Source organism: Amycolatopsis bartoniae (assembly GCF_014191255.1).
Taxonomy (GTDB): Bacteria; Actinomycetota; Actinomycetes; order Mycobacteriales; family Pseudonocardiaceae; genus Amycolatopsis_E; species Amycolatopsis_E bartoniae.
The window spans coordinates 880,628-892,532 of the sequence record NZ_JACHWH010000003.1; the positions used below are offsets into that span (position 1 = coordinate 880,628).

At 72.3% G+C, this 11,905-nt stretch carries 15 protein-coding genes; 4 read left to right on the plus strand and 11 right to left on the minus strand.

Features of this window, described 5'->3' with window-relative positions; translation table 11 throughout:
- Positions 1-24: 24 nt before the first annotated feature.
- The 6 genes from FHX82_RS20905 to FHX82_RS37110 all read right to left on the minus strand — a co-directional run bounded on the left by FHX82_RS20905 (position 25) and on the right by FHX82_RS37110 (position 4,584).
- A complete protein-coding gene (locus FHX82_RS20905) occupies positions 25-1,215 on the minus strand; it encodes a PucR family transcriptional regulator (protein ID WP_145936528.1) in 1,191 nt (396 codons plus the stop codon).
- Positions 1,216-1,320: 105 nt separating this feature from the next.
- Positions 1,321-2,262 carry a non-homologous end-joining DNA ligase gene (gene ligD, locus FHX82_RS20910; protein WP_145936529.1) on the minus strand — a complete coding sequence of 314 codons (942 nt, stop codon included), beginning with the start codon at positions 2,260-2,262 and terminating at the stop codon, positions 1,321-1,323.
- A 70-nt stretch (positions 2,263-2,332) separates the two neighbouring features.
- Positions 2,333-3,274: a sigma-70 family RNA polymerase sigma factor gene (locus tag FHX82_RS20915; protein WP_229880659.1), complete on the minus strand. Its 942-nt coding sequence runs from the start codon at positions 3,272-3,274 to the stop codon at positions 2,333-2,335.
- 76 nt (positions 3,275-3,350) lie between these two features.
- Positions 3,351-3,935 carry a TetR/AcrR family transcriptional regulator gene (locus FHX82_RS20920; protein ID WP_145936531.1) on the minus strand — a complete coding sequence of 195 codons (585 nt, stop codon included), beginning with the start codon at positions 3,933-3,935 and terminating at the stop codon, positions 3,351-3,353.
- Positions 3,932-4,402 (minus strand): GNAT family N-acetyltransferase, encoded by a 471-nt coding sequence (locus FHX82_RS20925; RefSeq protein ID WP_145936532.1) that lies wholly within the window; start codon positions 4,400-4,402, stop codon positions 3,932-3,934. The genes FHX82_RS20920 and FHX82_RS20925 overlap by 4 nt, the downstream gene beginning before the upstream one ends.
- A gap of 53 nt (positions 4,403-4,455) precedes the next feature.
- Entirely contained in the window at positions 4,456-4,584 is a 129-nt protein-coding gene (locus FHX82_RS37110) for a hypothetical protein (protein ID WP_260172216.1), read from the minus strand.
- Positions 4,585-4,774: 190 nt separating this feature from the next.
- On the opposite strand from FHX82_RS37110, the gene FHX82_RS20930 reads away from it, so the two are divergent.
- Positions 4,775-5,161 (plus strand): STAS domain-containing protein, encoded by a 387-nt coding sequence (locus FHX82_RS20930; RefSeq protein WP_145936533.1) that lies wholly within the window; start codon positions 4,775-4,777, stop codon positions 5,159-5,161.
- Positions 5,162-5,347: 186 nt separating this feature from the next.
- Here the strand turns inward: FHX82_RS20930 and FHX82_RS20935 are convergent, their stop codons facing one another.
- Together FHX82_RS20935 and FHX82_RS20940 are read right to left on the minus strand one after the other, a co-directional pair.
- The gene (locus FHX82_RS20935) at positions 5,348-5,494 is read right to left on the minus strand and encodes a hypothetical protein (RefSeq protein WP_183176744.1); all 147 of its coding nucleotides are present in this window, start codon (positions 5,492-5,494) and stop codon (positions 5,348-5,350) included.
- 7 nt (positions 5,495-5,501) lie between these two features.
- Positions 5,502-5,684, minus strand: coding sequence for a hypothetical protein (locus tag FHX82_RS20940; RefSeq protein ID WP_145936534.1), 183 nt, complete (start codon positions 5,682-5,684; stop codon positions 5,502-5,504).
- Positions 5,685-5,756: 72 nt separating this feature from the next.
- Here FHX82_RS20940 and dinB point away from each other — a divergent pair, with 72 nt between their 5' ends.
- The 3 genes from dinB to FHX82_RS20955 all read left to right on the plus strand — a co-directional run bounded on the left by dinB (position 5,757) and on the right by FHX82_RS20955 (position 9,101).
- On the plus strand, positions 5,757-6,947 hold the full coding sequence (gene dinB, locus FHX82_RS20945) for a DNA polymerase IV (RefSeq protein WP_222425973.1): 1,191 nt from the start codon (positions 5,757-5,759) through the stop codon (positions 6,945-6,947).
- A gap of 62 nt (positions 6,948-7,009) precedes the next feature.
- Positions 7,010-7,912 (plus strand): SRPBCC family protein, encoded by a 903-nt coding sequence (locus FHX82_RS20950; RefSeq protein ID WP_145936536.1) that lies wholly within the window; start codon positions 7,010-7,012, stop codon positions 7,910-7,912.
- A 13-nt stretch (positions 7,913-7,925) separates the two neighbouring features.
- Positions 7,926-9,101 carry a zinc-dependent alcohol dehydrogenase gene (locus FHX82_RS20955; protein WP_145936537.1) on the plus strand — a complete coding sequence of 392 codons (1,176 nt, stop codon included), beginning with the start codon at positions 7,926-7,928 and terminating at the stop codon, positions 9,099-9,101.
- A 21-nt stretch (positions 9,102-9,122) separates the two neighbouring features.
- Here FHX82_RS20955 and FHX82_RS20960 read toward each other — a convergent pair whose 3' ends face one another.
- From FHX82_RS20960 to FHX82_RS20970, 3 genes are read right to left on the minus strand one after another with little or no spacing between them, the layout of a single operon-like run.
- On the minus strand, positions 9,123-10,133 hold the full coding sequence (locus tag FHX82_RS20960; protein ID WP_222425974.1) for an LLM class flavin-dependent oxidoreductase: 1,011 nt from the start codon (positions 10,131-10,133) through the stop codon (positions 9,123-9,125).
- A 37-nt stretch (positions 10,134-10,170) separates the two neighbouring features.
- Positions 10,171-10,785, minus strand: coding sequence for an FMN reductase (locus FHX82_RS20965; RefSeq protein WP_145936539.1), 615 nt, complete (start codon positions 10,783-10,785; stop codon positions 10,171-10,173).
- Positions 10,778-11,884 carry an LLM class flavin-dependent oxidoreductase gene (locus tag FHX82_RS20970; protein ID WP_145936540.1) on the minus strand — a complete coding sequence of 369 codons (1,107 nt, stop codon included), beginning with the start codon at positions 11,882-11,884 and terminating at the stop codon, positions 10,778-10,780. Before FHX82_RS20970 ends, FHX82_RS20965 begins: the two co-directional genes overlap by 8 nt.
- Between the last annotated feature and the right edge of the window lie 21 nt (positions 11,885-11,905).

The following is an 11,905-nucleotide window of genomic DNA, read 5'->3' on the forward strand; positions in this document are numbered from 1 at the left end:
GCCGCCGCGGTTTCCGTCCGCGCCTCACAAGAACCCGGTACCGCGCAACCGCTCCGCCCGCAGCGCCAGCCGCAGCCCGAAGCGTTCGTCGGCGTCGTCCAGCCGGTCGCCGAACAGTTCCCGCAACTGGTGCAGCCGCGCCCGCACGGTCTGCGGGTGCACGCGCAGCCGTTTCGCGATCTCCGGCGCCCCGCCGCGGGTCTCCAGCCACGCCAGGAGCGTGTCCGCCAGCCGGGCGCGCTGCTTCCCGCCCAGCTCCGCCAGCGGGGCGAGCGCGCGGTCACGCAGCTCGCCCGCCAGGAAGTCCTCACCCAGCAGCCACAACGTCGTGAGCTCCCGGCGGCACCAGATGATCGGCTCGTCCTCCCGCGCCGGCAGCAGGCTCAGCGCGCGCCGGGCCATGCGGTGCGCCGCCGGGGCGTCGGCGAGCGCGACGGTGGGGGAGACCGCGGCCCGCCAGCCGTTCCACCGCCCGATCAGCGGCATCAGCTGGCTCCGCGGATGCGTGGTCAGCAGGCACGGCTGGGCGCTCTCCAGGTCGACCAGGACCTCGTCGTCGAGCAGCTCGACCGGGAAGTCGGCGGAGCCGCTGCTGCGCTCCAGCGCCACCACGGCCACCTGCCCGGGCAACGGCCATGCCGCGCCACGGCACATGCCCTCCAGCGCGGCCGCCCCGGCCGGTGGTTCGGACAGCAACCGCTCCAGCAGCCTGCGCCGCCGCCGTTCGATGGTGCCGCTGGCGAGCGTCTGCGTTTCGCTGTAACCCTCCAGCGCCGTCGCCGACAGCTCCTCCACGTAGGCGAAGATGATCTCGGCCGAATGGGCGAGCACCGACGGCGACGCCCCCGCGCGGCGCAGCACCGGCGCGATGTACTGCCACGCCACGCGCGCGCCGATCCGCGCCGCGGCCTGCAGCGAGTCGAGGTTGCGGCCTTCGAGGAACTCCAGCCGCCCGCGGTTGCGGAACAGCTCGATCCACTCGTGGTGGCGGATGCCGGGGTTGCCGATGCTGTCGATGACGTGCCGCACGGCCTCTTCGACGGCCTCGGTGAACACCCGGCCGAACCGGCCGTTCAGCGGCCGCGAGTAGGCCGGGACGGAGCGCTGGACCTCCGCGATGATCGCCGCGGCGAGGCGGCCCGCGTGCGGCCGCAGCTCCACGGCGAGCCAGCGCGGTCCGGAGGCGAGCAGTTCGGCGTTGCGATCCTGCACCACGGGCCGATGGTACGGACAACCCGTTCGGGCTGGACAGGAAAACACCAGGCAGCGGCGTTTTTTGTCACCGGGCGACGGAAACCGCGGTGGCCGTTCGTGGCGGGGTCAGTCCTTCACTTCCAGGCCGTCGCGATCGGCCCACTCCAGCAGCGTTTCCAGCGAGTACACCGCCTCGTCGATGCCCTCGTGCAGGTCGCCCAGCTTCGCGAAGCGCTCCGGCACCGTGGCAATCGTGCACTCGCGTGGTTCCACCTCGTCGATCTCGTCCCATGTGATCGGGGTGGACACCGTCGCCTCCGGCACCCCGCGCACGGAGTACGCGCTCGCGATGGTGTGGTCGCGGGTGTTCTGGTTGTAGTCCACGAACACGCGCGCCGGGTCGCGGTCCTTGCGCCACCACGTGGTGGTCACGTCGTCGGGCGCGCGCCGCTCGACCTCCAGCGCGAACGCCAGCGCGGCGCGGCGGACCTCCTGGAAACCCCAGCGCGGTTCGATGCGCACGTACACGTGCAGCCCGTCGCCGCCGGAGGTCTTCGGCCAGCCGGTCGCGCCGAGCTCCGCGAGCACCTCCTGCGCGACGTGCGCGACGCGCCGCACGCGCGCGAAGTCGCACTCCGGCCCGGGATCGAGGTCGATGCGCCACTCGTCGGGCCGTTCGGTGTCGGCGCGGCGCGAGTTCCACGGGTGGAACTCCACAGTGGACATCTGCACGGCCCAGATCACGTGCGCCAGCTCGGTGACGCACAGCTCGTCCGCGTGCCGGTTGTACCGCGGGAAGTGCACGCGCACCGTCTCCAGCCACGGTGGCGCGCCGTGCGGAACGCGCTTCTGGTGCACCTTCTCGCCGCTCACGCCGGACGGGAAGCGGTGCAGCATGCACGGGCGTTCCCGCAGGGCGCGCACGATCCCGTCGCCCACCGCCAGGTAGTACCGCGCCAGGTCCAGCTTCGTCTCGCCCCGCGCGGGGAAGTACACGCGGTCCGGATGCGACAGGCGCACGGTCCGGTCGCCGACCTCGAGCTCCACCGCGTCGTCCTTGGCTGCCATACGGGGAATCTAGCCGTCCGGACGCGAGAACGCCCGCGGTCGCGACCGCGGGCGTTCTCGGGGAAGGGGGTCAGCCCGCCACGGGCAGCAGGGCCTCGCGGCGTGCCGGGTCGCGCAGCTCGGTCAGCGCCTCCTGCTCCAGCCGCCTCGCCTGCGACCGGGTGACCCCGACCTGCTCGGCGGCCTGCTGCAGCGTGCGCTGACGGCCGTCGTCCAGCCCGTACCGCAGCGAAATCACCTTCTTCGCCAGCGGCGGCAGGCTGTCGAGCGCCTCGCCCAGCAGCACCGTGGTGGCCTCGCGGGCGATCGTGTCGCCGACGGGGTCGTCGTCCGTGCTGCCGATGAGGTCGCCCAGCTCGACGTCGCCGTCGCCGATCGGCGCGTCGAGGCTCGTGGTCACGCGGGCCACGGCCTTCAGCTCGGTCACCCGGTTCAGCGGCAGCGCCGTCGCCTCCGCGAGCTCCTCGGGCGTGGGGTCGTGGTCGGCGTCCGCCCGCAGCGCCGCCTCGACGCGCTCCAGCTTCGCGAGCTGGTCGCTCGCGTGCTCGGGCACCCGGATCGCGCGGCTGCCGAAGGCGATCCCGCGCTGCATGGCCTGCCGGATCCACCACATCGCGTACGTGGAGAACTTGTAGCCCTTGGTGTAGTCGAACTTCTCGACCGCGCGGATCAGCCCGAGGTTGCCCTCCTGCACCAGGTCCAGCAGCGGCATCGAGCGCTCACGACGCTTGCGGGCCGCGGCCACCACCAGGCGCAGGTTCGCCTCGATCATGTGGTCCTTCGCGCGGGCGCCGTCGCGCACGACCCGTTCGAGGTCACGCCGCTCGACGGTCAGCTCCTGCTCACCGGCGTCGGCGCGGCGCAGCAGCTCCTCGGCGTACACCCCCGCCTCGATCCGCTTGGCGAGCTCGACCTCCTCGGTGGCCGTCAGCAGCGGCACCGCCCCGATCGCGTCCAGGTACACGCGGACGCTGTCGGGCTCCTCGGTGCGCCGCTCGGTGCGCTTCGCCATGATCATCACCCCCTTCCGGAACGTCCGCCTTGTTCAACGAACGAACCGGCTGCCGAATTCCGTTCGGCGGGAGCGGTCAGGCGTGGGCCACGGCACCGTCCAGCAGCGGGGTCAGCTCGGTGAGCACCGCGTCGAGCGGGGCGACGTCGAGGTGCGCGCGGGCGAGCACGATCGCGCCCTCCAGTGCGCTGATCATGAGCAGCGCGAGCGACTCGCTGCGTGCCGCGGGCACCCCCATGCCCCGCAGCTCCTCCGCGAGGGGCTCCTGCCAGCCGGTGAACGCCCTGCTCACCGCCACCCGCAGGCGCTCGCTGGCGGCGGCGGTGTCGGCGGTGGCGGCGACCAGCGGACAGCCGGCGCCGAATCCCGCCGCCTCGAACTCGTCCCGCCACTGCGCGACCATCGCGGCGAACAGGTTGCCGGGGGTTTTTTCCGTCAGGGCGTCGGCGTACCGGTGGACCCGCTTCGCGACGTACCGGGCGGCCCAGGCGATGGCCTCGTCGACGAGTTGCTCCTTGCCGCCGGGGAAGTAGTGCTGCAACGAGCCGCGGGGCGCCTCGGCGTGCGTCACGACCTCCCGCAGGCCGGTGCCGCTCACCCCCTGCGCCCGGATCAGCTGTGCGGCGCTGAACACCATCCGCTCACGTGGTGACCTCGTCATCCCGGCACCTCCTCCATGACGCCTGTCATGGTACGGGTGTACTCGCGTTCGAGCTGACCGAACACCGGCACGGCGGAGAAGCCCTGCGCGCGCAGGAACGCCAGCGCGGGGAGGTTGTCCGGCAGCACCGTGGCGTGGACGGTCCGGCCCGCCCAGTGGCCCGACCGCCACAGCCAGTCCGCCAGCGCGCGCCCGACCCCCTGTCGCTGCCACGGGTCCGCCACGAGCACGGCCAGCTCCGCGACCTGCGCCGTTTCGGGCACGAGGTTCAGCAGGCCGGCCGGCGTGCCCCCGAGCCAGGCCAGGCCCGAGTGGCCGGCGAGGAGGTAGCGCCGGTAGCGCGCCCAGGTGGTGCCCGGGTCAGGCCGGCCGGGCAGGAAGAACCGGCGGCTCAGGCTCTGCGGCGAGCACGCGAGGATCAGCCGCTCGACGGCGGCCGCGTCCGGCTCTGTTATGACAGGCGTCATGGAACCCAGTGAAGCACCGATCGCGGCGCTCCGCCATGACGCCTGTCATAGAACTATTCGCGTCCGCGTACGATCGTGGGCTCGAAGTCCGCGTCGTCGTAGACCGGCTCTCCCGGTACGGGAATCGGGGCGGGCGTGTCGTTCTCCAGCGGGCTGGGTTTTCTCGGTGTCGCGATGTCCATGATCACTCCATACCTGGGGGGCAGGAACGTCAGGAAGGGGTTGCCCTCAGCCGGGTGGCAAAACCGCCGGATCGGGCGCTCTCGTCGCGGCGGCGAGTGGTGCTCGGCGTGGGCGGGTCGTTAGTCTTTCGGTGTGCGGTTGAGCCCCCAGCCGTCCGGGCATGTGGGCTTGCTGAGGAGGACGACTGCGATGAGCCAGCCAGCGGACAACCGGGTGCCCCGGCCGCGCCGGGCGCCGGACGCATTGGAGTTCGTCATCCGCACGGCCGAACCCGGCCAGGTGGTGCTGGAGGTGGCGGGCGAGGTCGACATGGTGACAGCGCCCCAGCTCGCCGACGCCCTCGCCGTCCAGCTCGGCCGCGACGTCAAGGTGGTGGTCGTCGAGCTCGGGCGCGTGACCTTCCTGGGGTCCTCCGGGCTCGCCGTTCTGGTGAACGCCTGGCGTTCACTCGACCCGGGGAAGACGTTGCTGATCGTGGCCCCCACCCGGGCGGCCTACCGCGCCTTCGCCCTCACCGGCCTCGCCGACCAGCTGCCCCTGCACCGCAAACTCGACGAGGCCCTGGCTTCTCTTTGAAAGTTGAACGCGCCCTGCGTGACGGTGCGGGTAGCGGAACCTGAGGAAGCTTCTCGCTCCGGGATCGCCTCCTCATGACCGCCAGGTCACCACGGAGGCGCTGTCCTCGCGAGAAGCTCCCTCAGAACCCGCGGCGGTGCCGGTTGACGGCCCGCCTGGAAAGCGGCTCACGCCGCAACGGATCATTCACCCCTGCTGGGGGTCGAAGTCGTCGTGGGGATCGCCGGTCGAGGTGCCGGTCTCGCCGCGGCGGACCTCCTTTTCCTCCTGCGTGCCGGAGTCGTCCGGGCGGCGGGTGCGGTCCTCGTCCTCGCTCTTGCGGTCCACGGTCATGGCCTCCTCAGGCGGTTTCCTCGGGGTGACGGCGTTCGACGGGTTCGGGCGCCTCGGTGCGCCGGTCGGAGTCCCGCAGGATCTCCCGCGCCTGCCCCTCGCGGTCGCTGCTGCCCACGGCGTCCTCCTCCGGCAGGAGGTGGGCCCGGGTTTCGGCGCGCTCGTCGAGGGCGTTGCGTTGCTCGTCCATGTCCACGACTGTTACCCGTCGCGGGCGTCCGGGAAACTCGGAACTGTCGGACCCCCGTGCGAACATGTGTTCGTGTCCACCGAGGGTCCGATCCTGCACGCCGACCTCGACTCGTTCTACGCGTCGGTCGAGCAGCGGGACGACCCTGCCCTGCGCGGGCGGCCGGTCATCGTCGGTGGCGGCGTCGTGCTCGCCGCCAGCTACGAGGCCAAGGCGTACGGCGTGCGCACGGCGATGACCGGCGGGCTCGCGCGTTCGCTGTGCCCGCAGGCGATCGTGGTCCCGCCGCGCATGTCCGCGTACGCCGAGGCCAGCCGGGCGGTGTTCGGCGTGTTCGAGCGCACCACGCCGCTCGTCGAGGGGCTTTCGATCGACGAGGCGTTCCTCGACGTGGGCGGCCTGTTCCGCATCGCGGGGCCGCCGAGCCGGATCGCGGCCCGGCTGCGCCGCGACGTCGCCGAGCAGGTGGGGCTGCCGATCACCGTCGGGGTGGCGCGCACGAAGTTCCTCGCGAAGGTCGCCAGCGGGGTCGCCAAGCCCGACGGGCTGCTGGTGGTGCCGCACGACGGCGAGCTGGCCTTCCTGCACCCGCTGCCGGTGGAGCGGCTGTGGGGCGTCGGGCAGGTCACGGCGGGCAAGCTGCGCGCCCGCGGCATCACCACGGTCGGCCAGGTCGCACGGCTGGGGGAGGCGACGCTCGTGTCGATGCTCGGCCGCGCCGCCGGGCGCCATTTGCACGCGCTCGCCCACAACCGCGACCCGCGCCCGGTGCAGACGGGGCGCAGGCGCCGCTCGATGGGCGCGCAGCGGGCGCTGGGCAGGCGGCGCCGGTCGCCGGAGGAGCTGGACGCCGTGCTCGCCGCGCTGGCCGACAGGCTGGCCCGGCGCCTGCGTGCGGCCGGGCGCGTCTGCCGCACGGTGACGCTGCGCCTGCGCTTCGCGGATTTCAGCCGCGCCACCCGCTCGCACACGCTGCGTGACCCGACAGCGCAGACCGCGGCGATCCTCGGCACCGCCCGCGGCCTGCTCACCGCCAGCCGCACGATGATCGAGAACGACGGGCTCACCCTGCTCGGGCTCAGTCTGTCCAATCTGGATGACGACGGCGCCGTGCAGCTGGCGCTTCCCTTCGACGGCAACGACAACGGCGCCCTCGACGCCACGGTCGACACCATCCGCACCCGGTTCGGCACGGGGGCGGTCACGCGCGCGATGCTGCTCGGCCACGAGGAGGGGCCCACGGTCCCGCTGCTGCCGGACTGAGCGAACCGGTTTCCCTCCCGTCCTCGCGGGTACCAGTTCGGCTCGCCGACTTGGGAGACGACATGAGCAGACAACGATCGAAGCTGGTCGACGGGCTGGGGGTGTTCAGCCTCGGCCTCGGCACGGCGCAGCTGACCGCCCCGGGCGCGGTCAACCGGCTCATCGGGGCGCGGGACGACCCGAAGACCCGTGCGGTGCAGCGGTGGCTCGGCGGCGCGCGCGAGTTCACCGCGGGCGTGGGCATCCAGGCGCGCAAGGCCCCGGCGGCCTGGCTGTGGGCACGGGTCGCGGGGGACGCGCTCGACCTGACCGTGCTGGCCCGCGTGCTGCGCGGTGCCCGCAAGGACGACCGCCGCCGGGCCGCGCTCGCCACCGCCGCCGTCGCCGGAGTCACCCTGGCCGACCTGGTGGCGGCCGCGACCACCACCCGTCACGGTGGCCGGGTCCCGGTGCACGCGGCCGGGCGGATCACGGTCAACCGGCCGGTCGCCGAGGTGTACGAGGCGTGGCGGCGGCTGGAGAACCTGCCGCAGTTCATGACCCACCTGCTGCAGGTGCGGCCGCTGGGTGGCGGGCGCAGCCACTGGCGCGCGTCCGGGCCCGCGGGCCTGGACATCGAGTGGGACGCCGAGATCACCGCGGAGCGCCCGAACGAGCACCTGGCCTGGAAGTCGGTCGACGGCGCGAAGGTGACCAACTCCGGGCGCGTCGAGTTCCGGCCCGCGCCGGGCGGGCGCGGCACCGAGGTCCGGGTGCACCTGGACTACGACCCGCCGGGCGGCTCGCTGGGCGCGGCCGTCGCGAAGCTGTTCGGCGAGGAGCCGGACCAGCAGGTGCGCGACGACCTGCGCCGGTTCAAGCAGCTGCTGGAAACCGGCGAGGTGGTCCGGTCCGAAGGCAGTCCCGACGGCGCGGACGCGCGGAACCTGCTGACCCAGCGCCCGGCCCAGCCGCAGCCGGCGTGAGGGGAGGAGAACCATGCGAGCCAACACCTGGCAGGGCAAGACCAGCCTGAAGGTCCAGGAGGTGCCGGACCCGAAGATCCTCAACGCGCGGGACGCGATCGTCCGCGTCACCTCCACCGCGATCTGCGGTTCGGACCTGCACCTGTACAACGGGTTCATCCCGACCATGCGCAAGGGCGACATCCTCGGCCACGAGTTCATGGGCGAGGTCGTCGAGGTCGGGCGCGCGGTCACGAGCCTGCGGCCCGGTGACCGCGTCGTCGTGCCGTTCCCCATCGCCTGCGGGCACTGCCGGGCGTGCGAGCGCGGGCTGACGTCGGTGTGCGAGAACTCCAACCCGAACGCGGAGATCGCCGAGAAGCTCACGGGCCACTCGCCGTGCGGCATCTTCGGCTACTCGCACATGATGGGCGGTTACGCCGGTGGCCAGGCGGAGTACGTGCGCGTGCCGTTCGCCGACTTCGGCCCGCTCAAGGTCGACGACGGCCTCCCCGACGAGCAGGTGCTGTTCCTGTCCGACATCCTGCCCACCGGTTACATGGGCGCGGAGATGTGCGACATCAGCCCGGGCGACACGGTCGCGGTGTGGGGCGCGGGGCCGGTCGGTCAGTTCGCGGTCGCCAGCGCGAAGCTGCTGGGCGCCGAACGCGTCATCGCCATCGACCGGTTCGACTACCGGCTGAAGATGGCGCAGGACGGGGCAGGCGCCACCGACGTGATCAACTACGAGGACACGCCGGTGCTCGACGCGCTCGACGAGCTGACCGCCGGGCGTGGGCCGGACGCGTGCATCGACGCGGTGGGCCTGGAGGCGCACGTCGACGTCACGCCGCTGCACGCCTACGACAGGGCGAAGCAGACGGTGAAGGCGGAGACCGACCGCCCGCACGCGCTGCGCGAGGCGGTGATGGCGTGCGCCACTGGCGGGGTCGTGTCGGTCATCGGCGTGTACGGCGGGTTCGTGGACAAGTTCCCGATGGGCGCGTTCATGAACAAGTCGCTGCGGATGCGCACCGGGCAGGCCCACGTGCACCGGTACCTCAGGCCGTTGCTGGAGCGCATCACGGCGGGCGAGCTCGACCCGAGCTTCGTCATCACGCACCGGATGAAGCTCGACGACGCGCCCAAGGCGTTCAAGATCTTCCGCGACAAGAAGGACAACTGCGAGAAGGTCGTGCTCACGCCGTGACGGCCGCGCTCCGGGCGCGGGTCAGCGCCAGCCCGCGCCCGGAGCCACCTCGCGCACGATCGACTCCAGCAGGTGGGCGTTGTAGTCCACGCCGAGCTGGTTCGGCACCGTCACGAGCACGGTGTCCGCGGCCTGCACGGCGGCGTCGGCGGCCAGTTCCTTCGCGATGACGTCCGGTTCGCCGACGTAGGACTTGCCGAACCTCGCCAGCCCGCCGTCGAGCCAGCCGACCTGGTCCTCGCTGCCGCGCTCGCGGCCGAAGTAGCGGCGGTCGGTGTCCGTGGTCAGCGGGATCACGCTGCGGCTGACCGAAACGCGCGGCTCGCGGCCCCAGTCGTGCCGGCGCCACTCCTCGCGGAAGACCTCGATCTGCTCGGCCTGCAGCTCGTCGAACGGCACGCCGGTGTCCTCGGTGAGCAGTGTCGAGCTCATCAGGTTCATGCCCTGCCCGGCGGTCCACTTCGCGGTGGCCCGGGTGCCGCTGCCCCACCAGATCCGCTCGGGCAGCGTCTCCGACAGCGGGTCGACCGCGAGCCGCCCGCGGCGCCCGCCGGTCATCCTCGGGTCGGCCTCGGCGACGCCCGCGCCGCCGATGGCCAGCCGGAACAGCTGGGTGTGCCGGCGGGCCAGGTCCGCATCGGTCTCGCCGTCGGCGGGCACGTACCCGAAGGCCGAGGCCCCGTTCAGCGCCGGCTCGGGGGAGCCGCGGCTGATGCCCAGCTGCAGGCGCCCACCGCTGATCAGGTCCGCCGCGGCGGCGGCCTCCGCCATGTACAGCGGGTTCTCGTAGCGCATGTCGATCACGCCGGTGCCCAGCTCGATGCGCGAGGTGCGGGCGGCCATCGCCGCGAGCAGCGGAAAGGGACTCGCGAACTGCGGCGCGAAGTGGTGCACCCGCAGGTACGCCCCGTCCACGCCGAGCTCCTCCGCCGCGACCGCCAGCTCGACCATCTGGGTCAGCGCGTCGGCCGCGGTGGGCGTCACCGTGCCCGGCCCGTAGTGCCCGAACGACAGGAACCCGATCTTCTTCACAGTCACTGCAACTCCTGCCGCGCCGGGGAATTCCCGGTCACAGGTCCCGCATCATGTCTTCGAAGCTCGGCACCGCGCCGAATGGTCCCGCGGGCGCCGCGGGCTCGCCGCCCGCGAGGCGGGACGCCAGTTCGCGGCCCGCGCGCTCGATCCGCTTCGGCAGGGGGTTCACGTCGTCGCCCTCACCGGCCCAGTCGGCGGTCGCCGCGAAGACGCCCGTCGCGACGGTGTCGGTGCGCAGGTAGGTGAACAGCGGGCGCACCGCGTACTCCAGCGCCAGCGAGTGCCGCGCCGTGCCGCCCGTCGCGCCCAGCAGCACCGGTTTCCCCGCCAGCGAGTCCTTGTCCAGGATGTCCACAAAGGACTTGAAGAGCCCGGAGTAGGACGTGGTGAAGATCGGTGTGACGGCGATCAGGCCGCTCGCGCCGGTCACCTTGTCCAGCGCCTCCGGCAGCTTCCCGGACGGGAACCCGGTGAGCATGGCGTTCACGACGTCGTGCGCGAGGTCGCGTAGCTCGATCGTCTCCACGCTCGCCGTCTTGCCCTCCGGCAGGGCGTCGAGGGTCGCCTGGGCGAGCCGGTCCGCGAGCAGCCGCGTGGACGACGGCTGCCCCAGCCCGGCGGAGATGCTCACGATGCTCAGGTCACTCATGGTTCTCTCCCGACTCGGCCAGCTTCCTGGCCTCCGCGACGCGCTCGGCGTGGCTCGGCGGGTTCGCCGGCACGTGGGCGGGACGCTTGCTCTCCATCTCCTTGCGCAGCACCGGCACGACCTCCTCGGCGAGCAGGTCGATCTGCTCCAGCACGGTCTTCAGCGGCAGCCCCGCGTGGTCGATGAGGAACAGCTGGCGCTGGTAGTCACCGACGTGCTCGCGCATCTGCGCGTAGCGCTCGATCACCTGCTGCGGGCTGCCGACGGTCAGCGGCGTGGCGGCGGTGAAGTCCTCCATGGACGGCCCGTGGCCGTACACCGGGGCGTTGTCGAAGTAGGGCCGGAACTCGTTCCACGCGTCCTGCGAGTTCTTCCGCATGAACGCCTGCCCGCCGAGCCCGACGATCGCCTGGTCGGCCTTGCCGTGGCCGTAGTGCTCGAAGCGCTGGCGGTAGAAGTTCACCATCTGCTTCGTGTGCGAGATCGGCCAGAAGATGTTGTTGTGGAAGAACCCGTCGCCGTAGTAGGCGGCCTGCTCCGCGATCTCCGGGCTGCGGATCGAGCCGTGCCACACGAATGGCGGCACGCCGTCGAGCGGGCGCGGGGTGGCGGTGAAGCCGCGCAGCGGGGTGCGGAACTTGCCCTCCCAGTCGACCACGTCCTCCTCCCACAGCCGGCGTAGCAGGGCGTAGTTCTCCAGCGCGAGCGGGATGCCCTGGCGGATGTCCTGGCCGAACCACGGGTACACCGGGCCGGTGTTGCCGCGGCCCATCATCAGGTCCATCCGGCCGCCCGAGATCACCTGCAGCATCGCGTAGTCCTCGGCGATCTTCACCGGGTCGTTCGTGGTGATCAGGGTGGTCGAGGTGCTCAGCACGATGTCCTTCGTCGTGCCGGCCAGGTACCCCAGCAGGGTGGTGGGGGAGGAGGCCACGAACGGCGGGTTGTGGTGCTCCCCGGTGGCGAACACGTCCAGCCCGGCCTGGTCGGCGTGCTGGGCGATGGTGAGCATGGACCGGACGCGCTGCGTGTCGCCGGGCGTCTCGCCGGTGGTGGGGTCGGTCGTGACGTCGCTGACCGTGAATATGCCGAACTGCATCGGGCGCCTCCTCGTTGGCCT

What these genes read in the sequence shown, in the direction of transcription:
- FHX82_RS20925 (WP_145936532.1), bottom strand. Translation starts at nt 4,402, where the DNA reads ATGACGCCTGTCATAACAGAGCCGGACGCGGCCGCCGTCGAGCGGCTG.
- FHX82_RS20950 (WP_145936536.1), top strand. Translation starts at nt 7,010, where the DNA reads ATGAGCAGACAACGATCGAAGCTGGTCGACGGGCTGGGGGTGTTCAGC.
- FHX82_RS37110 (WP_260172216.1), bottom strand. Translation starts at nt 4,584, where the DNA reads ATGGACATCGCGACACCGAGAAAACCCAGCCCGCTGGAGAACGACACG.
- FHX82_RS20920 (WP_145936531.1), bottom strand. Translation starts at nt 3,935, where the DNA reads ATGACGAGGTCACCACGTGAGCGGATGGTGTTCAGCGCCGCACAGCTG.
- ligD (WP_145936529.1), bottom strand. Translation starts at nt 2,262, where the DNA reads ATGGCAGCCAAGGACGACGCGGTGGAGCTCGAGGTCGGCGACCGGACC.
- FHX82_RS20940 (WP_145936534.1), bottom strand. Translation starts at nt 5,684, where the DNA reads ATGGACGAGCAACGCAACGCCCTCGACGAGCGCGCCGAAACCCGGGCC.
- FHX82_RS20930 (WP_145936533.1), top strand. Translation starts at nt 4,775, where the DNA reads ATGAGCCAGCCAGCGGACAACCGGGTGCCCCGGCCGCGCCGGGCGCCG.
- FHX82_RS20970 (WP_145936540.1), bottom strand. Translation starts at nt 11,884, where the DNA reads ATGCAGTTCGGCATATTCACGGTCAGCGACGTCACGACCGACCCCACC.
- FHX82_RS20915 (WP_229880659.1), bottom strand. Translation starts at nt 3,274, where the DNA reads ATGGCGAAGCGCACCGAGCGGCGCACCGAGGAGCCCGACAGCGTCCGC.
- FHX82_RS20935 (WP_183176744.1), bottom strand. Translation starts at nt 5,494, where the DNA reads ATGACCGTGGACCGCAAGAGCGAGGACGAGGACCGCACCCGCCGCCCG.
- FHX82_RS20955 (WP_145936537.1), top strand. Translation starts at nt 7,926, where the DNA reads ATGCGAGCCAACACCTGGCAGGGCAAGACCAGCCTGAAGGTCCAGGAG.
- FHX82_RS20965 (WP_145936539.1), bottom strand. Translation starts at nt 10,785, where the DNA reads ATGAGTGACCTGAGCATCGTGAGCATCTCCGCCGGGCTGGGGCAGCCG.